Below are 20,337 nucleotides of genomic sequence, written 5' to 3'. Positions count from 1 at the left end.
CCACGACCCCGGGAGACCGACATGATGCTCGACCTGCGCGGACGCAGCCTGCTCAAGGAACTCGACTTCACGACCGAGGAGTTCGAGCACCTGCTCGGCCTCGCGGCCGAGCTGAAGGCCGCCAAACGCGCCGGCACGGAACGGCAGGCCCTGACGGGCAGGAACATCGCGCTGATCTTCGAGAAGACCTCCACCCGCACGCGCTGTGCCTTCGAGGTCGCCGCGCACGATCAGGGCGCCCATGTCACCTACCTCGACCCGAGCGGCACGCAGATCGGCCATAAGGAGTCGATGAAGGACACCGCACGCGTCCTGGGGCGGATGTACGACGGCATCGAGTACAGGGGTTCCAGTCAAAGGCTCGTCGAAGAGCTGGCCGAGTACGCGGGCGTCCCGGTGTGGAACGGTCTCACCGACGAATGGCATCCGACGCAGATGCTCGCCGACATGCTCACCATGCGCGAGCACAGCGGCAAGCCCTTGCAGGACGTCACGTACGCCTACCTGGGCGACGCCCGCAACAACATGGGCCACTCCTATGTGGCCACCGGTGCGCTGCTCGGCATGGACGTGCGCATCGTCGCGCCGCGCACCCTCTGGCCGAACGAGGAGATGGTGGTCGAACCGTCCAGAGCGGTCGCGGCCAAGACCGGCGCGAACATCACCCTCACCGAGGACGTCGCCGAAGGCGTCCGAGGCGCCGACTTCGTCATCACCGACGTGTGGGTGTCGATGGGCGAGCCCAAGGAGGTGTGGGACGAGCGCATAGCGCTGCTCAAGCCTTACCAGGTGAACGCCGAGGTCATGCAGGCCACCGGCAACCCGGACACCAAGTTCATGCATTGCCTCCCCGCCTTCCATAACAGGGAGACCACGGTGGGAGAGGAGATCTACCGCAAGACCGGTCTGGAGGCGCTGGAGGTCACCGAGGAGGTGTTCGAGTCCGCGGCCTCCATCGTCTTCGACGAGGCCGAGAACCGGATGCACACGATCAAGGCGGTCATGGTCGCGACGCTCGGCTGAGCCGGGCCGGTCGCAGGGAACAGGGAGAGGCAGCATGCGCGTCGTCGTCGCGCTCGGAGGGAACGCGCTGGTCAGGCGGGGCGAAATGCCCGACGCGGAGCTTCAGCGCGGCAATGTGAACCGGGCCGTCCGGTCGCTGGCGCCGCTCGCCGAGAAGCACGAGCTGATCATCACGCACGGGAACGGGCCGCAGGTCGGGGTGCTGTCGCTGGAGAGCGTCAACGACCCGAACCTGACCCGGCCCTACCCGCTGGACACCATCGGCGCCGAGACCCAGGGGATGATCGGCTACTGGCTGCTGCAGGCGCTGCAGAACGCGCTGCCCGGCCGCCAGGTGGTGGCGATGGTCAACCAGACGCTGGTGTCGGCGGTGGACCCGGCGTTCGAGAACCCGACCAAGTTCGTCGGGCAGGTCTACGACCGGGAGGAGGCCGAGAAGCTCGCCGCCGAGTACGGCTGGACGGTCCGCGAGGACGGGGACCGGTGGCGCCGCGTCGTGCCGTCCCCGCGTCCGCAGCGGGTGATCGAGACGCGGCTGATCCGGGAGCTGGTCCGGCTCGGGACGGTGGTGGTCTGCGCGGGCGGCGGCGGCATCCCGGTGTTCCGCAACGACGTCGGGCGGCTGGAGGGCGTCGAGGCGGTCATCGACAAGGACCTCACCGCGTCCATCCTGGCCGAGAGCATGGACGCGGACGCGCTGCTCATCCTCACCGACGTGCCCCGGGTGATGCGCAACTTCGGCACCCCGGAGCAGGAGGAGATCACCCACACGACCCCGTTCGAACTGCGGGCCGAGAACTTCCCCGCCGGGTCGATGGGCCCCAAGGCCGAGGCGGCGGCGGGCTTCGTCGAGCGGACCGGCGACATGGCCGCGATCGGGCTGCTCGACCAGTGCGCCGAGATCCTCGAAGGCACCGCCGGCACGATCGTCACCCCCAACGCCACCTGGCCGCTGAGGAGCACGCTGTAACGGCCGGGGCGGCCGCCGGGGCCGCCGGATGAACCACCGGTGACGCAGGCCCCGGGTTAGGTAAGGCTCACCTGCGTGAGCTACGACATCGGCGATCCGGTGTTTCGGGGGAAGGAATTACGGCACACTGATGTTGTGAAATACGTGAGCAAGGGTCAGACGACCGCCCAGGCCGCCTCCGCGCGGCCTTCCGGCGTGCCGTCAGGGGCCGGTCACGCCGAGCGCGACACACGCGCGCGAGTGGCCCGGCTGATCCTTGAGCACGGCCCGGTCACGGCGTCCGCGCTGGGGGAACGCGTCGGCCTCACGCCGGCCGCGATCCGCCGGCACCTGGACGCGCTGCTGGCCGAGGGCATGATCGAGGTCCGCAAGGCACGGGTGCCGCAGACCCGGCGCGGCCGGGGACGTCCGGCCAAGTGGTTCGCCATCACCGACGCCGGGCGCAGCGCCTTCGTGCACGCCTACGACGACCTGGCGACCGGCGCGCTGCGGTTCCTCGCCGACACGGCCGGCGACCACGCGGTCGCCGAGTTCGCCCGGCGGCAGATCGCCGACCTGGAGCGGCGGTACCGGCCCGTCGTGCAGGACGCCCCGCCCCAGCAGCGGGTCCGCACGCTGGCCGAGGCGCTGTCGGGCGACGGCTACGCGGCCGCCGCCGCGAAGGCGCCCCAGCCGGGCGGGGGCGAGCAGTTGTGCCAGCACCACTGCCCGGTCGCGCACGTCGCCGCGGAGTTCCCGCAGCTGTGCGAGGCCGAGACCGAGGCGTTCAGCCGGCTGCTGGGCACCCCCGTCCAGCGGCTGGCCACGATCGCCCACGGCGACGGGATCTGCACCACCCACGTCAGTCCCCGCTCCCTGCGCGAGATGGACGGGGCCGGCGAGCCCGCCGCGGGCGGCGCCCCCGGCGGGGACGCGGGAGACCCGGGGGCGGCGTCCCCCGAACAGACACAGAACAGTGACGAGGAGTCCGGAGGGACCTCCCTATGACTACGGCAGCCCACCCTGAACTAGAGGGGCTCGACAGGTACAAGTTCGGCTGGGCCGACTCCGACGAGGCCGGTGCCTCGGCTCGCCGCGGCCTGAACGAGGACGTCGTCCGCGACATCTCGGCCAGGAAGAACGAGCCCGAGTGGATGCTCGACCTGCGCCTCAAGGGGCTGCGGCTGTTCAGCAAGAAGCCGATGCCCACCTGGGGCTCCGACCTGTCGGACATCGACTTCGACAACATCAAGTACTTCGTGCGCTCCACCGAGCAGCAGGCCGCGTCCTGGGAGGAGCTCCCCGAGGACATCAAGAACACCTACGACAGGCTCGGCATCCCCGAGGCGGAGAAGCAGCGCCTCATCGCCGGCGTCGCCGCGCAGTACGAGTCGGAGGTCGTCTACCACAAGATCCGCGAGGACCTTGAGGAGAAGGGCGTCATCTTCGTCGACACCGACACCGGCCTGCGCGAGCACCCGGAGATCTTCAAGGAGTACTTCGGCTCGGTGATCCCGGTCGGCGACAACAAGTTCGCCGCGCTCAACACCACGGTGTGGTCGGGCGGCTCGTTCGTCTACGTCCCGCCGGGCGTGCACGTCGAGATCCCGCTCCAGGCCTACTTCCGGATCAACACCGAGAACATGGGCCAGTTCGAGCGGACCCTGATCATCGCCGACGAGGGGTCCTACGTCCACTACGTCGAGGGCTGCACCGCTCCGATCTACAAGTCGGACTCGCTGCACTCCGCGGTCGTCGAGATCATCGTGAAGAAGGACGCCCGCGTCCGCTACACGACGATCCAGAATTGGTCGAACAACGTCTACAACCTGGTGACCAAGCGCGCCGTCGCCTACGAGGGCGCCACCATGGAGTGGGTGGACGGCAACATCGGCTCCAAGGTCACGATGAAGTACCCGGCCGTCTACCTGCTCGGCGAGCACGCCAAGGGCGAGACCCTGTCGATCGCGTTCGCGGGCGAGGGCCAGCACCAGGACGCCGGCGCCAAGATGGTGCACGCCGCGCCCAACACCTCCAGCAGCATCATCTCCAAGTCGGTGGCGCGCGGCGGTGGCCGCACGTCCTACCGGGGGCTGGTGCAGATCCAGGAGGGCGCCGAGCACAGCAAGTCCACCGTCAAGTGCGACGCGCTGCTGGTCGACCAGGTCAGCCGGTCCGACACCTACCCCTACGTCGACGTCCGCGAGGACGACGTGGAGATGGGCCACGAGGCCACCGTCTCCAAGGTGTCGGAGCAGCAGCTGTTCTACCTGATGAGCCGCGGCCTCACCGAGGACGAGGCGATGGCGATGATCGTGCGCGGGTTCGTCGAGCCCATCGCGCGGGAGCTGCCGATGGAGTACGCCCTTGAGCTGAACCGGCTCATCGAGCTGCAGATGGAAGGAGCCGTCGGCTGATGGGGCTCGACACCAAGCCTCTCTCGACGCTGCACGAGAAGGCGTCCTACGACGTGGGCGACTTCGAGGTCCCCACGGGCCGCGAGGAGGAGTGGCGGTTCACCCCGCTGCGCCGCCTGCGCGGCCTGCACAAGGGCACCGCGGAGGACGGCGGCAAGGTGCTGGTCGAGGTCGACGCGGCCCCGGAGGTCACCGTCGAGACCGTCGGACGCGACGACCCGCGCCTCGGCAGGGCCTACGTCCCCGCCGACCGCGTCAGCGCCCAGGCATGGAACTCCTTCACCGAGGCCACGGTCGTGACCGTCCCGAAGGAGGCCGTCGCCTCCGCGCCGACCGTGCTGCGGCTGCGCGGCGAGGACGCCTCGGCCGCCGCCTACGGTCACACGACCGTCGTGGTGGAGCCGTTCGCCGAGGCCACCGTCGTGCTGGCGCACCGCGGCTCGGCGACCTACGCCGACAACGTCGAGTTCGTCGTCGGCGACGGCGCCCGCCTCTCGGTGATCAGCCTGCAGGACTGGGCGGACGACGCCGTCCACGTCTCCCACCAGCACGCCCGGCTCGGCCGCGACGCCCGGTTCGTCTCGCACAACATCTCGCTCGGCGGCGACGTCGTGCGGATCTCGCCGTCCGTCGCCTACGCGGAGCCCGGCGGCGACGCCGAGCTGTACGGGGTGTACTTCGTCGACGGCGGCCAGCACCTGGAGCACCGCCTCCTCGTCGACCACACCGTCCCGCACTGCCGCAGCCGCGTCGACTACCGCGGCGCCCTGCAGGACCAGGACGCGCACGCCGTGTGGATCGGCGACGTGATCATCCGCGCGGAGGCGGAGGGCACCGACACCTACGAGCTGAACCGCAACCTGGTGCTGACCGACGGGACGCGGGTCGACTCCGTCCCGAACCTGGAGATCCTCACCGGCGAGGTCGCCGGCGCGGGGCACGCCTCGGCGTCCGGGCGGCTGGACGACGAGCATCTGTTCTACCTCCAGGCGCGCGGCATCACCTTCGACGAGGCGCGCCGCATGGTGGTCCGGGGCTTCCTCGGTCAGCTGGTCGAGCGCATCGAGGTCGCCGAGGTCCGGGACAAGGTGCGCGAGGCGATCGAAGAAGAGCTCGATCTGGGAGCGGGACGACGATGACGTATGTCAAGGTGTGCGCGCTGGGCGAGGTCCCCGTCAACGGGGCCCTCGGTGTTGAGGTCGACGGTACGCCCGTCGTCGTCGCGCGTAGCGGCGACGACCTGTACGCGCTGAACGACATCTGCTCGCACGCCGAGGTCTCGCTGTCGGAGGGCGAGATCTACAACGGCACCATCGAGTGCTGGCTGCACGGGTCCTGCTTCGACCTGCGCACAGGCAAGCCCACCAACCCGCCGGCCACGCAGCCGGTCGCCACCTACAAGGTCAAGGTCGAGGGCGGCGACGTCTACGTCTCGCTCACCGGCGACTGACCCCACGACGAAGGACTACACGCACTATGGCCACGCTAGAGATCCGCGACCTCCACGTCTCCGTCGGCGACGGCTCCGACGGGGCGAAGGAGATCCTGCGCGGGGTCGACCTGACCGTGCAGGCCGGCGAGACCCACGCGATCATGGGGCCGAACGGCTCCGGCAAGTCCACGCTCGCCTACGCCATCGCGGGCCACCCGAAGTACCGGGTGACGTCCGGCACGGTCACGCTGGACGGCGAGGACGTCCTCGCCATGTCGGTGGACGAGCGCGCCCGCGCCGGGCTGTTCCTGGCGATGCAGTACCCGGTCGAGGTGCCGGGCGTGTCGGTCTCCAACTTCCTGCGCTCGGCCGTCACCGCCGTCCGCGGCGAGGCCCCGAAGCTCCGCGAGTTCTCCAAGGAGATGAAGGCGGCGATGGACAGCCTGTCCATCGACCCGGCGTTCGCGCAGCGCAGCCTGAACGAGGGCTTCTCCGGCGGGGAGAAGAAGCGGCACGAGATCCTGCAGCTGGAGATGCTCAAGCCGAAGGTCGCCGTCCTGGACGAGACCGACTCCGGCCTCGACGTCGACGCCCTGAAGGTGGTGTCCGAGGGCGTGAACCGGTTCGCGTCCGGGGAGACCGGTGTCCTGCTCATCACCCACTACACCCGCATCCTGCGGTACGTGAAGCCGGACTTCGTGCACGTCTTCACCGGCGGCCGCGTCGTCGCCGAGGGCGGCCCGGAACTGGCCGACGAGCTGGAGAACGAGGGCTACGAGAAGTACGTGAAGGCGGGCGCATCCCTATGACGCTTCTGCCCGGGGAGCTGAAGAAGGACTTCCCGCTGCTGCGGCGCACGGTCCGCGGCGGGCGCCCCCTGGTGTACCTCGACTCGGGGGCGACGTCGCAGAAGCCCCTCCGGGTGCTGGACGCGGAGCGAGAGTTCTACGAGCGGCACAACGCCGCCCCGCACCGCGGGGCGCACCTGCTCGCCGAGGAGGCGACGGAGGCCTACGAGGGCGCCCGCGCGTCGATCGCCCGGTTCATCGGCGCGGCGCCCGCCGAGATCGTGTTCACCAAGAACGCCACCGAGGGCATCAACCTCGTCGCGTACGCGATGAGCAACGCCGCGACCGCGGGCCCGGAGGCCGAGCGGTTCGCGGTCGGCCCCGGCGACGAGATCGTGGTGTCGGAGATGGAGCACCACGCGAACCTCGTCCCGTGGCAGCAGCTCTGCCGGCGCACGGGCGCGACCCTGCGCTGGTTCGGCCTGACCGACGAGGGCCGGCTCGATCTGGAGCACCTCGACGACCTGGTCAACGAGCGCACCAAGATCGTCGCGCTGTCGCACCAGTCGAACGTCCTCGGCACCGTCCCGCCGGTGCGGCGGATCGTGGAGCGTGCCCACGACGTCGGCGCGCTCGTCCTGCTGGACGCCGCGCAGTCGGTTCCGCACCAGCCGGTGGACGTGACCGAGCTCGGCGCCGACTTCCTCGCGTTCTCCGGGCACAAGATGCTCGGCCCGACCGGCATCGGCGTGCTGTGGGGGCGGGCCGAGCTGCTGGAGATCATGCCGCCGTTCATCACCGGCGGTTCCATGATCGAGGTCGTCCACCTGGAGGAGAGCACGTTCATGCCGCCGCCGCAGCGGTTCGAGGCGGGCGTCCCGATGACCGCGCAGGCGGTCGGGCTCGGCGCGGCGTGCGACTACCTCGCCGAGATCGGCATGGACCGCGTCCACGCCCACGAGGAGGCCCTCGTCGGCTACTCGCTGGAGCGGCTCGGCGAGATCCCCGGCGTCCGGATCATCGGTCCCGGCACCACCGAGGCGCGCGGCGGCGCCGTGTCGTTCACCGTCGAGGACATCCACCCGCACGACGTCGGCCAGGTCCTGGACGACCTGGGCGTCGAGGTCCGCGTCGGCCACCACTGCGCGTGGCCGATCTGCCGGCGCTTCGGCATCCCGGCGACCACCCGCGCGACGTTCTACCTCTACAACACCCTCGCCGACGTGGACGCCCTCGCCGACGGGGTACGGCACGCGCAGAAGTTCTTCGGAACAGGCTGAGCGACGGCCGGGTTGTAGCGAGAAAAGGCTTGGAAGGGACGACATGCAGTTGGAGGCGATGTACCAGGAGGTCATCCTGGACCATTACCGCAACCCCCTCCACAAGGGGCTGCGGGAGCCGTTCGAGGGCGAGGCGCACCACGTCAATCCGACCTGCGGTGACGAGGTGACGCTGCGCGTCCACCTGGACGGCGACGGTCAGGACGCCACGGTCGCCGACGTCTCCTACGACGCCATGGGCTGCTCGATCAGCCAGGCCAGCGCCTCGGTGATGTCCGACCTGATCATCGGAAAGTCAGTGAAGGAGGCGATGGCCGTCGGCGAGGAGTTCCTGGCGCTGATGCAGTCGCGCGGCCGGGACATCGAGCCGGACGAGGACGTCCTTGAGGACGCCGTCGCCTTCGCCGGGGTCTCCAAGTACCCCGCCAGGATCAAGTGCGCCCTGCTCGCCTGGATGGCGTGGAAGGACGCGACCGCCCGCGCACTCGGAGAGGCATCATGACCGATACGCCCGCGACAGACACGTCCGTCCAGGAGGAAGAGGTCCTGGAGGCACTGAAGGACGTCGTCGACCCCGAACTCGGCATCAACGTCGTCGACCTCGGCCTGATCTACGGCGTCAACCTCGACGACGAGGTGGCCACCATCGACATGACGCTCACCAGCGCCGCCTGCCCGCTCACCGACGTGATCGAGGACCAGGCCCACAGCGCCCTGGAGGGCCTCGTCAAGGACGTCAAGATCAACTGGGTCTGGCTTCCCCCGTGGGGCCCCGACAAGATCACCGACGACGGCCGCGACCAGCTCCGCGCCCTCGGCTTCAACGTCTGACACCCGCACGAGGCCGCGTCCCGCCCGGGAGCGCGGCCTCCCGGGTCCCGCTGGACGAGACCGGACCCGCCAGGACGGCTCGACGAGCGCGGCGTGGGTTCCATGCCGCGCCATGACCGCTGACCGTGACCTCGCCCCTCTAAGGTTGGCCGGTGTGATGGATGCGTTTCCGGGGAGCGAACCGGAGCTGATGGCGCGGCGGGCGGCGTCGTTCGGGGGGAGCGCGGCGGCGTACGCGCGGGAGCGGCCCGACTATCCGGACGCGGCGGTGCGGTGGGCGCTGGAGCCGGTCGCGGGGCGCGGATCCCTGCGGGTGCTGGACCTGGCGGCCGGGACCGGGAAACTGACGCAGGTCCTGCTGAGGAACGGCGTGGACGCGGCCGATGTCGTCGCGGTCGAGCCCGACGCGGCGATGCGGGACGAACTGCGGCGCCGGGTACCGGGGGTGCGGGCGGCCGGGGGCAGCGCCGAGAGCATCCCGCTGGGGGACGGGACGGTCGACGCCGTCGTGGTCGGGCAGGCGATGCACTGGTTCGATCTCGACCGCGCCCTGCCGGAGATCCACCGGGTACTGGCGGACGGCGGTGTTCTCGCCGGCCTGTGGAACACCGACGACGACCGGGTGCCGTGGGTCGCCGAGATGAAGCGGGCGGCGTGCGGCAGCGTGTCGTTCCTGAACTGGCGGCCGAAGGCGCTGCCCGAGACGGAATGGTTCCCGGGGGTCGAGCGGGCGGAGTTCCCGCACGGGCAGCGGCGGACGGCGGAGTCCATGGTGGCGACCATCGGGACGCACTCGCACCTGCTCGTCATGCAGGACGCGGAGCGCGAAGCCGTCCTCGGCCGGGTGCTGGAGCATCTGCGGGCCACCCCCGAGACGGCCGCAGGGGAGTTCGAGCTGCCGATCGTCACCCTGGCCGTGCGCGGCCCGCGCGCGTGAGGGCCGCCGCCGGGCGTTCCGGGGGTGAGCCGCACGAGAGGGCATCGGACCGCTGCTGAGCCCGCAGCGGCGATCTCAGCGGGACATCACCCGGTCTCGGTGGTTGCGGTGTCTCAGAGGCTGCGGGCCCCGGCGAGGGCCGACAGCAGGTAGGTCACGCCGGCCACGGCCGCGAGCCACGCGTAGGCGGTGATGTCGGCGCCGCGCAGCGCCTGGACGACGAGCGCGCCGACCACCGCGACCGTCAGCACGTCGCCCGTCATCGCGGCGGCGCGCAGGTGCGCGCGGGCCCGGGTGCCGGACCCGAACCCCTCGCTGACCGGCAGTGCCGGCTCGTTGCGCCGGTAGGCGAGGTAGCCCGCGTATCCGATGAGCGCGGCGAGCGCGATGAGGGCCGTCCCGGACCGTCCGTCGGCGGCGAGCACGGCCCCGACCACCACACCCGCGCCCAGGACGAGCCCTGGCACGACCCACCGGCTGAGACTGCGGCGTTCGGGAGCGATCCACATGGTCACATCCTCCCCGATGCGCGCACGGGGCGGACCGGCAACGCGCCGGGCTGTATCTTCTCGCTTCGTGGCGCAATTTCGATTGAACGGCTCGAAGATGCTCGCCGTCGACCTCGGCGGCGAGACCATCAGGGCGCTGAACGGATCCATGGTCGCCTATGAGGGCCAGATGACGTTCAAGCGGCAGGGCATGACGGGCGGCGAGGGGCTGCGGGGCGCCCTCAAGCGCAGGATCGCCGGCGAGGGCATGACCCTCATGGAGATCACCGGGCAGGGAACGGCCTATCTGGCGAGCGAGGCGACGGAGGTGACGCTCGTCCAGCTCACCGGCGACACCCTGTACGTGGAGTCGGAGAGCCTGCTGGCCCTCGACGGGAACCTGCAGACCGGCGTCCAGTTCGTCGGCCTGCGGGGCATGGGCACCGGCCAGGGCCTCGCCACCACGAAGGTGGACGGGCACGGGACGGTCGCGATCCTGTCCGAAGGGCCGGCCATCGCGCTGGAGGTGACACCGCAGACGCCGCTATGCGTCGACCCCCACGCCTACGTCTGCCATCACGGGCAGCTCCAGCAGGACGTGGTCACCGACGTCAACTGGCGGACGGTGATCGGCCAGGGGTCGGGGGAGAGCGTGCAGTTCAGGTACCAGGGGCATGGCCTGGTCTACGTCCAGCCGGCCGAGCGCGGCGGAATTCTGGAGATCTGATGCCCGGATACCAGTCGATCAACTCCAAGATGCTCCAGGTGCCGATCGGGCCTGGGCAGGAGGTCTACAGCAAGCGCGGTGCGATGCTCGCCTACACCGGGCCCGTGTCGTTCGCCCCGTCCACCACGGCCGGGCAGGGCATCGGCGGGACGATCGGGCGCGCCGTCGCCGGCGAGCGCACCGCGATGATGCACGTGACCGGGCAGGGCAGCGTCATGTTCGGGCACGGCGGGCTGCACGTCACCGTCATCGACCTGAACGGCGCCGACACCCTGTACGCCGAGGCCGACCGGCTCCTCGTCCACGACGCGTCACTGCGGGTCGGGACGATGTTCATGGGCGAGCAGGGCGGCGTGGGCGGCATCGTGCGCGGCGCGGTCACCGGGCAGGGTCTGTTCACCACGACGCTCACCGGGCACGGCTCGTGCGCGCTGCTGTCGCACGGCGGCGTGATGGAGCTGCCGATCACGCCGCAGCGTCCCGTCCACGTCGACCCGCAGGCGTATGTGGCCCATCGCGGCCAGGTGCAGAACAGGCTGACCACGGCGGTGGGGCTGCGCGACCTGATCGGACGCGGTTCCGGCGAGGGCTTCCAGCTGGAGCTGAGCGGTACCGGCGTCGTCTACGTCCAGGCCAGCGAGAGGAAGATCTGACCCGTGAGCACGTTCGGCACGCAGACCTGGAACCCCTACACGCTTCCGTCCAACGACAACGTCAACCCCTACGCCTTCAGCGTCGACCTCAACGGGCAGTGGTTCGCGCAGAAGGGCAAGATGATCGCCTACTACGGGCAGATCAGGTTCGAGGCGCTGTCGGCGGGCCCGCTGGACTCGCTCGTCGCGCACACGTTCAACTCGCCGCTGTACGCGCAGGACTGGATCGTCGCGCAGGGGCAGGGCAAGCTCGTCCTCGCCGACCGCGGCTTCGACGTCAACTCCTTCGACCTGGAGAACGGGAACCTCACCGTCCGGGCGGGGAACCTGCTGGCGTTCGAGCCCGGCCTGGAGCTGAAGCAGTCGATCATCCCGGGGTTCCTGACGCTGATCGGCACGGGACGGTTCGTGGCGGCCTCGAACGGGCCCGTCCACTTCGTCGAGCCGCCGATCCGGATCGACCCGCAGGCGCTGCTCGGCTGGGCCGACTGCCCGTCCCCCTGCCACCACTACGACCACTCCTACATGCGCGGTGCGTTCGGCGCCGCCCGGATGGTGTTCGGGATCGGCGGCACGTCCGGTGAGGAGCACCAGTTCGACTTCACCGGCCAGGGCACCGTGCTGATGCAGTCGTCGGAGGCCGTGATGAACGAGGACGTGCTGCTGCGCGACCTCGAAGGCCAGATCGGGATGGTCGGCACGTCCGGGCTCCAGCGGCTCCACCAGGTGATCGGGCAGCGGCTCACCGCCGAGCGCCAGGGCTGACCCCGCAGGGGCCCGGGCGCCGGGCCCCCGCGGGCCGGTCACGACCCGGGTTCGGGTGCCGGCTTCATGACGTGGAACGGCACCCCGAACGGGTCGCGGACGGCGGCCGACCGGCCGTAGGGGCTGTCGGCCGGCTCGGCGTCGACCGTGCCGCCGCCCGCCCGCACCTTGCGGACCGCCTCGTCGGCGTTGTCGACCGCGAAGTAGGTCGTCCACGACGGCACCTCGGCGGAGCCTCCGCCGACGACGATCCCGGAACCGCCGAGGATGCCGCCGACGTAGCGGCCGTCCGGGCGGCGCAGGACGGTGTAGTCCATGTCGCCCGGCATCGGCTCCAGTTCGTAGCCGAACACCGCCCGGTAGAACTCGCCGGCGGGCCCGGAGTCGGGTGTGACCAGTTCGTTCCAGACGAACGACCCCGGTTCGTTCACGACCCGGGAGCCCGGGTGGGCGCGGCCCTGCCACAGGCCGAACTGCCCGCCCTGCGGGTCCCGCAGGACCGCCAGGCGGCCGAGGTCCATCACGTCCATGGCCGGGGCGACGACCTCCGCGCCCGCGTCCGTGGCGGTCTTGAGGACGCCGTCGCAGTCGTCCGCGGCGAAGTACACGCTCCACCAGTATTCGCCGGGCTGGTCGTCCGGGGTCCGCATCATCCCCGCGACCGGCTGCCCGCGCAGCAGGCACTGGTTGTAGTGGCCCGTTTCGGCGCCCGCGTCCTCGAACTGCCAGCCGAAGAGCGTCCCGTAGAACGTCTTGGCCCGTTCGAGGTCGGGGACGCCGATGTCGAGCCAGTTCGGTGTCCCCTCCGGTACGTTGCCCGTGACCTGGGTCATCCGCCTCATACCCCCTCATGCAGGGACCGGCCGGTCCCGATGCCGTCCCGCCGCTCGCCACCACTTCGCATCTTGGCCCGCGGCGCGGCGTTCACACATCGGGCCCCGCGCCGGATCGGCGGGGCCGGTCCCGGCCCGCCGTCCCGTACACTGATCGCATGGTTCCGCTCCCGAACTGACAGTGCGCCCGGCGCGCCCCGGTCGAATGACCGCGGGGCGCGCCGTTTCGTGCGCCTGTCCATCGAGCCGTCCTTCAGGGGAGCCCTGTCACTGTGATCATCGCGAAAGACATCGAGCTGCGCGCCGGGTCCCGGCTGCTGATCGAGGCCGCCACGTTCCGGGTCAATCCCGGCGACCGGGTCGGCTTCGTCGGCCGCAACGGCGCCGGCAAGACCACCCTCACCAAGGTGCTGGCGGGGGAGGCGCTGCCCGCGCAGGGCGCCGTGACGTCCTCCGGCACGATCGGCTACCTGCCGCAGGACCCGCGCGGCGTCGACCTCGGCGAGCTGGCCCGCGACCGCATCCTGTCGGCCCGCGGGCTGGACGAGGTGATCCGCGAGCTGCGCGCCGCCGAGGACGCGATGGCGACCGCGACGGGCGCCGGCCGGGACAAGGCCGTCCGCCGGTACGGGCGGCTGGAGGAGCGGCTGCACGTCCTCGGCGGCTACAGCGCGGAGGCGGAGGCCGCCTCGATCGCCTCCAGCCTCGGCCTGCCGGACCGGGTGATGGCCCAGCCCCTCGGGACGCTGTCCGGCGGTCAGCGGCGCCGGGTGGAGCTGGCGCGCATCCTGTTCTCCGGCGCCGACACCCTGCTGCTGGACGAGCCCACCAACCACCTCGACGCCGACTCCATCGTCTGGCTCCGCGACTTCCTGAAGTCCCACCAGGGCGGCCTCGTCGTGATCAGCCACGACGTGGAGCTGCTGGACGCGGTCGTCAACCGGGTCTTCCACCTGGACGCCAACCGCAGCGTCATCGACATCTACAACGTCGGCTGGAAGAAGTACCTCGACCAGCGGGAGACCGATGAGCGGCGCCGCAAGCGCGAGTCGGCGAACGCGCAGCGGCAGGCGTCCGCACTGCTGTCGCAGGCCGACAAGATGCGCGCGAAGGCGACCAAGGCGAAGGCGGCCCAGCAGATGGACCGGCGGGCCCGGCAGCTGCTCGCGGGGGTGGAGGGCGAGCGGCAGGCCGACAAGGTCGCCAAGATCCGCTTCCCCGACCCGGCTCCGTGCGGCAAGACCCCCCTCACCGCGGCGGGTTTGTCGAAATCGTACGGATCTTTGGAGATTTTCACCGACGTGGACCTCGCCGTCGACCGGGGCAGCCGCGTCGTCATCCTCGGCCTGAACGGCGCCGGGAAGACGACGCTGCTGCGCCTGCTGGCCGGGGTCGACGAGCCCGACACCGGGACGGTGGTGCCCGGGCACGGGCTCCGCATCGGCTACTACGCGCAGGAGCACGAGACCCTCGACGTCGAGCGGTCCGTCCTGGAGAACATGCAGTCGGCCGCGCCCGGCATGGCGCCCGTCGAGGTCCGCAAGATCCTCGGCTCGTTCCTGTTCTCCGGCGACGACGTCGACAAGCCCGCGGGCGTCCTGTCCGGCGGGGAGAAGACGCGGCTGGCGCTGGCGATGCTCGTGGTGTCGAGCGCGAACGTCCTGCTGCTGGACGAGCCCACCAACAACCTCGATCCGGCGAGCCGGGAGGAGATCCTCGGCGCGCTGCGGACGTTCGCCGGGGCCATCGTCCTGGTGACCCACGACGAGGGGGCGGTCGACGCGCTCGCTCCGGAAAGAGTGATTTTGCTCCCCGATGGGGTGGAAGACATCTGGAGTGAGGAGTTTGCCGATCTGGTGGCGCTCGCGTGACCTGCGAGGTGACTTCCACAGATCTTTTCTGGCCGAGTGGGTAGCCGAACAGCCGGGAATGACTGATCATGGCGGGGGATAACGCAGCGGTCACCACATCACTACGGGAGGTACTCGTGGCCGAGACCCTTAAGAAGGGCACCCGCGTGACCGGTGCCGAGCGCGACAAGCTGGCGGCGGACCTGAAGAAGAGGTACGACTCCGGCGAGAGCATCCGCGCCCTGGCAGCCGCCACCGGCCGCTCGTACGGTTTCATCCACCGGATTCTGACCGAGTCCGGAGTCAACCTGCGTGGTCGCGGTGGCGCGACCCGGGGCAAGAAGTCCTGAACGGACCCTGGCCCCCGGATGAGCGCACCGCCTGATCCGGCGCCGCGACCGGCCGAGTAAGGTTCGGTTTCGGCGGCGGACCGGGCAAGCGGGCCCCGCCTCGTGGACGGCGGGGCGGGCCCGCCATGCCCGCGCCGCACCCCGGCGCGGGCACGCTCATCGAGAGGAAGACCAGTGGGGGACGCGACAACGACGGGACGACCGGAACCGGTCATGGCGGGTACCGACCTGGAGCAGGCCGGTCTTCGCCTGGAGGTGGACGGCGCCGTCGCGACCGTCACCCTGAACCGGCCCGAGCGGCGCAACGCCATGACGTTCACGACCTGGCGCGGGCTCGCCGCGATCGGCCGCTCACTGCCCCCGGACGTGCGCGTCGTCGTCCTGCGGGGCGAGGGCCCGTGCTTCTCGGCGGGCATCGACCTCGGCATGTTCTCCGGCGAGGGCGAGGGGTTCGCGGACGGCTCGGACGCCGAGGCCACCGACCGCTTCATCGCCGAACTGCAGGAGGGCTACACCTGGTTGCGGCGTCCCGACATCGTCACCGTCGCGGCCGTGCACGGCCACGCCATCGGCGGCGGCTTCCAGCTCGCGCTGGCCTGCGACATCCGCGTGGTCGCCGAGGACGCCAAGTTCTGCATGAAGGAGCCCGCGCTCGGGCTCGTCCCCGACCTGACCGGCACCAAGCCGCTGGTGGAGATCGTCGGCATCGGGCGCGCCCTGGAGCTGTGCCTGACGGCCCGGACCGTCCTCGCGGACGAGGCGGCCAGGATCGGCCTCGCCGAGATCGTCGTCCCGCGCGACGGCCTGGACGGGGCCGTCCGCGACCTGACCGGGGCGCTGCTCGCGGTGAACCCGGGCGCGGCCGTGGCGACCAAGCGGCTGCTGTGGCAGGCCGCCGAGCACACCCTTGAGGAGCAGTGCGCCGCCGAGCGCCGCGAGCAGATCGGCCGCCTCCGCGAGATGTTCGGCAAGTGACCCCGGAGGCACCGGCCGGGCGGTGACCACGAGCCGTCCACAGCCGTTATGCCGTGAGCGGAGCCGGGAAGCACGGCGGTCCGTGCGGCGTTGTCGACCTCGGATACTGAGATGCTTACTTGATTACATCGATGGCGATGACGTGACGGAGGCGGACATGGGAATGCCGGGAAACGGCTGGCAGGTGATGGCGTCGTTCCGCAGGGACAGCTCCGTCACCAGGCAGAAGCTCAAGCCCGGCACCGTCGGGCGGATCGCGGGATATGCCCGTCCCTACCTCAGGGAGCTGGTGCTGTTCCTCGCGCTGAGCTCGCTGTCCGCGCTGATCGTCGTCGCCAACCCGCTGCTGCTGAAGGCGATCATCGACCGCGGTATCGTGCCGGGCCGGCAGGGCATCGTCCTCTGGCTCGCCGTCGCCGTCGCCGGGCTCGCGCTGGTGGAGGCGGTCCTCGGCCTGGTGCAGCGCTGGTACTCGGCGCGCATCGGCGAAGGGCTGATCTACGACCTGCGCAGCCAGGTGTTCGCGCACGTCCAGCGGCAGCCCGTCGCGTTCTTCATGCGCGCGCAGACCGGCTCGCTCGTCAGCCGCCTCAACAACGACGTCATCGGCGCGCAGCGCGCCCTCACCACCACCCTGTCGTCGGTGGTGTCGAACGTGATCAGCCTGATCCTGGTGCTGGTCACGATGCTGATCCTGTCGTGGCAGGTCACGGTGATCGCGCTGCTGCTGCTCCCGGTCTTCATCCTGCCGGCCAAGTGGGTCGGCAAGCGGCTGCAGCGGGTCAGCCGGGAGCAGATGGTGCTGGACGCCGAGATGGGCTCGCTGATGACCGAGCGGTTCAACGTCGCCGGCGCGATGCTCGCCAAGCTGTACGGCCGGCCCGCCGAGGAGGAGGAGAACTTCTCCGGCCGCGCCGCCCGCGTCCGCGACATCGGAGTGGTGGCCGCCATGTACGGGCGGGTGTTCTTCACCGCGCTGACGCTGGTCGCGGCGCTGGCGACGGCCATGGTCTACGGCGTCGGCGGCTACCTGGTCGTGGACGGCACCTTCCAGCTCGGCACGCTCGTCGCGCTCGCCACCCTGCTGACCCGGATGTACGGGCCGCTGACCGCGCTGTCGAACGTCCACGTGGACGTCATGACCGCGCTCGTCAGCTTCGACCGGGTCTTCGAGGTGCTCGACCTCAAGCCGCTGATCCGCGACAAGGACGCCGCCCGCGCCCTGCGGGCGGCCGGTGAGCCGTCGGGGAACGGCGCGCGTCCCGCGCAGCCCCCGCGGGCGCCGTCGATCGAGTTCGACCACGTCCGGTTCGCCTACCCGTCGGCGGACGAGGTGTCGCTGGCCTCGCTGGAGTCGATCGCGCGCACCGACACCGCACCCGGCCGGGAGGTGCTGCACGACGTCGACTTCCGCGCCGAGCCCGGGCAGCTCGTCGCGCTCGTCGGGCCGTCCGGTGCCGGCAAGTCGACGATCACGCATCTGGTGTCGCGGCTGTACGACGTGTCCGGCGGCGCGGTCCGGATCGGCGGCACCGACGTCCGGGACGTGACGCTGGAGTCGCTGCGCGCCGAGATCGGCGTGGTCAGCCAGGACGCGCACCTGTTCCACGACTCGATCGGGGAGAACATGCGCTACGCCCGTCCGGACGCCACCGACGAGGAGATCGGCGCGGCGCTGGAGGCCGCGCACATCGGCGCCCTCGTCGCCGCGATGCCGGACGGCCTGGACACCGTCGTCGGCGACCGCGGCTACCGGCTGTCGGGCGGGGAGAAGCAGCGGCTCGCGATCGCCCGGCTGCTGCTCAAGGCGCCGTCCGTCGTCGTGCTGGACGAGGCGACCGCGCACCTGGACTCCGAGTCCGAGGCGGCCGTCCAGCGGGCGCTGCGCACCGCGCTCGCCGGCCGGACGTCGCTGGTGATCGCGCACCGGCTGTCCACGATCCGGGAGGCCGACCAGATCCTGGTGATCGACGACGGCCGGGTCACCGAGCGCGGCCGGCACGAGGAACTGCTGCTCGCGGGCGGCCTGTACGCCGAGCTCTACCGGACGCAGTTCGCGCACCAGCGCGACGGGCGGCGCGAGACCGAGACGCTCGTCGCCGAGTGACCGCTCAGGCGTCCGGGCCGGTCCGGTAGCCGAGGCGGCGCAGCTCGGTCCCGGCGACCTTCTCGACCTGGGCGGCCTGCCGCGGCGTGAGCCGCTCGCGCCACGACCCGACGCCGCCGTCGTCGGCGTCGGCGTCCCCGATTCGCGCCAGGCCGGAGAGGGCCGTCTTCGGGATCGGCGCGTCCAGGTACACCGAGAGGTCGGCGCCCACGCGGCTCGGCCGGGCGATCAGGTCCTCGTAGCGGACGGTGAACAGCTGCTCCTCCGGGACCTGCTGCCGGAGCCTCGCGCTGAGCCGCACCGAGCCGCGCCAGCGCAGCGCGCACTTCACGGCGGGTGCCGCGCGCGGCCACCGGTTGCGGTCGGTGTGGTCCTCGACGCCGAAGAACGGGTTGGGGAACACCGTGTCGAGATTGGCCAGGCCGGGCTTGAACCAGGCGAGGCAGCGCTCGTCGTCCAGCATGTCGGCGACCACGTCCCGGCCGTCCCGGATCACCTGGACGAACTGGGCGTCGGGGAAGGCGTCCAGGAGCACGTCGGCGCTGTAGATCAGGTCGGGGGAGGCGTCGGCGAACCGGGCGAGGCCGTGCGGCTCCACGCACGGCGCGGGCAGCTCGCTCCCGGGTATCGGGCGGCCGGGCGGGACGGGCGGACGCGGCGGCAGCGCGGCCAGCTCGCGGCACTCGTCCGGGCACTGCGCGCAGGCCCGGGCCGACACCTGCCACGCCTCGGCGTAGGCGTCCCGCAGCACCCGCGCGGCACCCTTCCCGCGCTCGGTCGCGATCGACGGCTGCCGGGCGAACGCGTACGTGACGCGCAGGACGCCCGGACGGCCGGTGGTGAGATGGAAGCCGGGGGTCCGCTTGACCGCGCGCGCCAGCAGCTCCGCACCGGAGTGCGGAGCGCCCAGGATGAACACCGGGCGGCGGACCTTGGTGCCGTTGATCACCAGGATGTGCGGCGTCGACCTCATACGGGGCCAAGTTTGTCACCTTTTGAGGGTTGGCCGGTCCGTGACTCCGCGTAATGGGCGGCCCGATATCCATCCGTTAACCGGGACGGACGCGGGCCCTCGCCCGGCACCTACGATGTGAAGGATGGACGTCTCCCTGACGCTTGCCGAGTTCTTGCCCGAGGCCGGGGCGATCACCGTGCTGACCGGCGCGGGGATATCCACCGACAGCGGCATCCCCGACTTCCGCGGCCCGGAGGGCGTCTGGACCAGGGACCCGTCGGCGGAGGCGATGTCCACGATCGGGTCCTACCTCGCCGACCCCGCGGTGCGGCGGCGCGCCTGGCGGTCGCGGCGCGACAGCCCCGTCTGGGAGGCCGAACCCAACTCCGCGCACGCCGTCCTCGTCGACCTGGAGCGGGCCGGGCGGCTGCGTGCGCTGATCACGCAGAACATCGACGGGCTGCACCAGCGCGCCGGATCATCCGCCGCGAAGGTCATCGAACTGCACGGCACGGCCCGGGAGGCCGTCTGCCTGTCCTGCGGCCTGCGCACCCCCATGCCGGAGATCCTCGCCCGCGTCGACGCCGGCGAGGACGACCCGCCATGCGCGGAGTGCGGCGGCGTCCAGAAGGCCGCGACGGTCTCGTTCGGCCAGGCGCTGGAGCCGGACGTGCTGGACGCGGCGGTCGACGCCGCCCGCTCCTGCGACCTGTTCCTCGCCATCGGCACCTCGCTGACGGTGCAGCCCGCCGCCGGGCTGTGCCTGGAGGCGGTCGGCCACGGTGCCCGGCTGGTGATCATCAATGCCGAGGAGACGCCGTACGATGGGCTGGCCGACGCGGTCCTGCGGCGGCCGATCGGCGAGACGCTGCCGCGCCTCGCCGGCCTCGCGCTCGGCACGGGGCGATGATCTGTTGGCGGGTCGTGACCGGTCGCCTCTTCCACTGGCGTCCGGATCCTGACAAGCTCTATCCGTT

At 71.1% G+C, this 20,337-nt stretch carries 22 protein-coding genes; 19 read left to right on the top strand and 3 right to left on the bottom strand.

Features of this window, described 5'->3' with window-relative positions; translation table 11 throughout:
• The first annotated feature begins 21 nt into the window (after nt 1-21).
• From argF to AF1_RS10660, 11 genes are all read left to right on the top strand, one after another.
• Nucleotides 22-1,023 (top strand): ornithine carbamoyltransferase, encoded by a 1,002-nt coding sequence (gene argF, locus AF1_RS10710; protein ID WP_067795934.1) that lies wholly within the window; start codon nt 22-24, stop codon nt 1,021-1,023.
• Nucleotides 1,024-1,057: 34 nt separating this feature from the next.
• The gene (gene arcC / locus AF1_RS10705; protein ID WP_067795932.1) at nt 1,058-1,993 is read left to right on the top strand and encodes a carbamate kinase; all 936 of its coding nucleotides are present in this window, start codon (nt 1,058-1,060) and stop codon (nt 1,991-1,993) included.
• 144 nt (nt 1,994-2,137) lie between these two features.
• A complete protein-coding gene (locus AF1_RS10700; RefSeq protein WP_084262756.1) occupies nt 2,138-2,980 on the top strand; it encodes a helix-turn-helix transcriptional regulator in 843 nt (280 codons plus the stop codon).
• A complete protein-coding gene (sufB, locus tag AF1_RS10695; RefSeq protein WP_067795929.1) occupies nt 2,977-4,389 on the top strand; it encodes a Fe-S cluster assembly protein SufB in 1,413 nt (470 codons plus the stop codon). Before AF1_RS10700 ends, sufB begins: the two co-directional genes overlap by 4 nt.
• A complete protein-coding gene (sufD, locus tag AF1_RS10690; protein ID WP_067795928.1) occupies nt 4,389-5,528 on the top strand; it encodes a Fe-S cluster assembly protein SufD in 1,140 nt (379 codons plus the stop codon). Before sufB ends, sufD begins: the two co-directional genes overlap by 1 nt.
• Nucleotides 5,525-5,839 (top strand): non-heme iron oxygenase ferredoxin subunit, encoded by a 315-nt coding sequence (locus AF1_RS10685; protein WP_067795925.1) that lies wholly within the window; start codon nt 5,525-5,527, stop codon nt 5,837-5,839. Before sufD ends, AF1_RS10685 begins: the two co-directional genes overlap by 4 nt.
• A 26-nt stretch (nt 5,840-5,865) precedes the next feature.
• A complete protein-coding gene (gene sufC, locus AF1_RS10680; protein WP_067795923.1) occupies nt 5,866-6,630 on the top strand; it encodes a Fe-S cluster assembly ATPase SufC in 765 nt (254 codons plus the stop codon).
• A complete protein-coding gene (locus tag AF1_RS10675; protein ID WP_067795920.1) occupies nt 6,627-7,889 on the top strand; it encodes a cysteine desulfurase in 1,263 nt (420 codons plus the stop codon). Before sufC ends, AF1_RS10675 begins: the two co-directional genes overlap by 4 nt.
• A 43-nt stretch (nt 7,890-7,932) precedes the next feature.
• Nucleotides 7,933-8,391, top strand: a complete 459-nt coding sequence (gene sufU / locus AF1_RS10670) for a Fe-S cluster assembly sulfur transfer protein SufU (protein ID WP_067795917.1) — start codon at nt 7,933-7,935, stop codon at nt 8,389-8,391.
• Nucleotides 8,388-8,720, top strand: coding sequence for a metal-sulfur cluster assembly factor (locus AF1_RS10665; RefSeq protein ID WP_067795915.1), 333 nt, complete (start codon nt 8,388-8,390; stop codon nt 8,718-8,720). Before sufU ends, AF1_RS10665 begins: the two co-directional genes overlap by 4 nt.
• A 157-nt stretch (nt 8,721-8,877) precedes the next feature.
• Nucleotides 8,878-9,657, top strand: coding sequence for a class I SAM-dependent methyltransferase (locus tag AF1_RS10660; RefSeq protein WP_174548841.1), 780 nt, complete (start codon nt 8,878-8,880; stop codon nt 9,655-9,657).
• A gap of 113 nt (nt 9,658-9,770) precedes the next feature.
• Here the strand turns inward: AF1_RS10660 and AF1_RS10655 are convergent, their stop codons facing one another.
• Nucleotides 9,771-10,166, bottom strand: a complete 396-nt coding sequence (locus AF1_RS10655; protein ID WP_067795911.1) for an ABC transporter permease — start codon at nt 10,164-10,166, stop codon at nt 9,771-9,773.
• Nucleotides 10,167-10,233: 67 nt separating this feature from the next.
• Between AF1_RS10655 and AF1_RS10650 the strand changes: the two genes are divergently transcribed.
• From AF1_RS10650 to AF1_RS10640, 3 genes are read left to right on the top strand one after another with little or no spacing between them, the layout of a single operon-like run.
• Entirely contained in the window at nt 10,234-10,872 is a 639-nt protein-coding gene (locus tag AF1_RS10650; protein WP_242608647.1) for an AIM24 family protein, read from the top strand.
• Nucleotides 10,872-11,525, top strand: a complete 654-nt coding sequence (locus AF1_RS10645) for an AIM24 family protein (protein WP_067795906.1) — start codon at nt 10,872-10,874, stop codon at nt 11,523-11,525. The genes AF1_RS10650 and AF1_RS10645 overlap by 1 nt, the downstream gene beginning before the upstream one ends.
• 3 nt (nt 11,526-11,528) lie before the next feature.
• Entirely contained in the window at nt 11,529-12,290 is a 762-nt protein-coding gene (locus tag AF1_RS10640; protein WP_067795900.1) for an AIM24 family protein, read from the top strand.
• 38 nt (nt 12,291-12,328) lie between these two features.
• Here the strand turns inward: AF1_RS10640 and AF1_RS10635 are convergent, their stop codons facing one another.
• Complete coding sequence (locus tag AF1_RS10635; protein ID WP_067795976.1) at nt 12,329-13,123, bottom strand: VOC family protein; 795 nt, start codon at nt 13,121-13,123, stop codon at nt 12,329-12,331.
• Between the two features lie 272 nt (nt 13,124-13,395).
• Between AF1_RS10635 and AF1_RS10630 the strand changes: the two genes are divergently transcribed.
• The 4 genes from AF1_RS10630 to AF1_RS10615 all read left to right on the top strand — a co-directional run bounded on the left by AF1_RS10630 (nt 13,396) and on the right by AF1_RS10615 (nt 18,405).
• Nucleotides 13,396-14,994: an ABC-F family ATP-binding cassette domain-containing protein gene (locus AF1_RS10630; protein WP_067795897.1), complete on the top strand. Its 1,599-nt coding sequence runs from the start codon at nt 13,396-13,398 to the stop codon at nt 14,992-14,994.
• Nucleotides 14,995-15,110: 116 nt separating this feature from the next.
• Nucleotides 15,111-15,323 (top strand): helix-turn-helix domain-containing protein, encoded by a 213-nt coding sequence (locus tag AF1_RS10625; protein ID WP_021596738.1) that lies wholly within the window; start codon nt 15,111-15,113, stop codon nt 15,321-15,323.
• A 213-nt stretch (nt 15,324-15,536) separates the two neighbouring features.
• On the top strand, nt 15,537-16,298 hold the full coding sequence (locus AF1_RS10620) for an enoyl-CoA hydratase/isomerase family protein (RefSeq protein WP_067795895.1): 762 nt from the start codon (nt 15,537-15,539) through the stop codon (nt 16,296-16,298).
• 157 nt (nt 16,299-16,455) lie between these two features.
• A complete protein-coding gene (locus AF1_RS10615) occupies nt 16,456-18,405 on the top strand; it encodes an ABC transporter ATP-binding protein (protein ID WP_407642192.1) in 1,950 nt (649 codons plus the stop codon).
• A 4-nt stretch (nt 18,406-18,409) separates the two neighbouring features.
• Here the strand turns inward: AF1_RS10615 and AF1_RS10610 are convergent, their stop codons facing one another.
• Complete coding sequence (locus AF1_RS10610; RefSeq protein ID WP_067795893.1) at nt 18,410-19,378, bottom strand: sulfotransferase family protein; 969 nt, start codon at nt 19,376-19,378, stop codon at nt 18,410-18,412.
• 124 nt (nt 19,379-19,502) lie between these two features.
• Between AF1_RS10610 and AF1_RS10605 the strand changes: the two genes are divergently transcribed.
• Complete coding sequence (locus AF1_RS10605) at nt 19,503-20,270, top strand: SIR2 family NAD-dependent protein deacylase (protein WP_067795890.1); 768 nt, start codon at nt 19,503-19,505, stop codon at nt 20,268-20,270.
• The last annotated feature ends 67 nt before the right edge of the window (nt 20,271-20,337 follow it).

The organism is Actinomadura formosensis NBRC 14204 (assembly GCF_001552155.1).
GTDB classification, from domain to species: domain Bacteria; phylum Actinomycetota; class Actinomycetes; order Streptosporangiales; family Streptosporangiaceae; genus Spirillospora; species Spirillospora formosensis.
The sequence above is the reverse complement of the archived record's forward strand: the minus strand, read 5'-3'. Positions and strand labels throughout refer to the sequence as shown.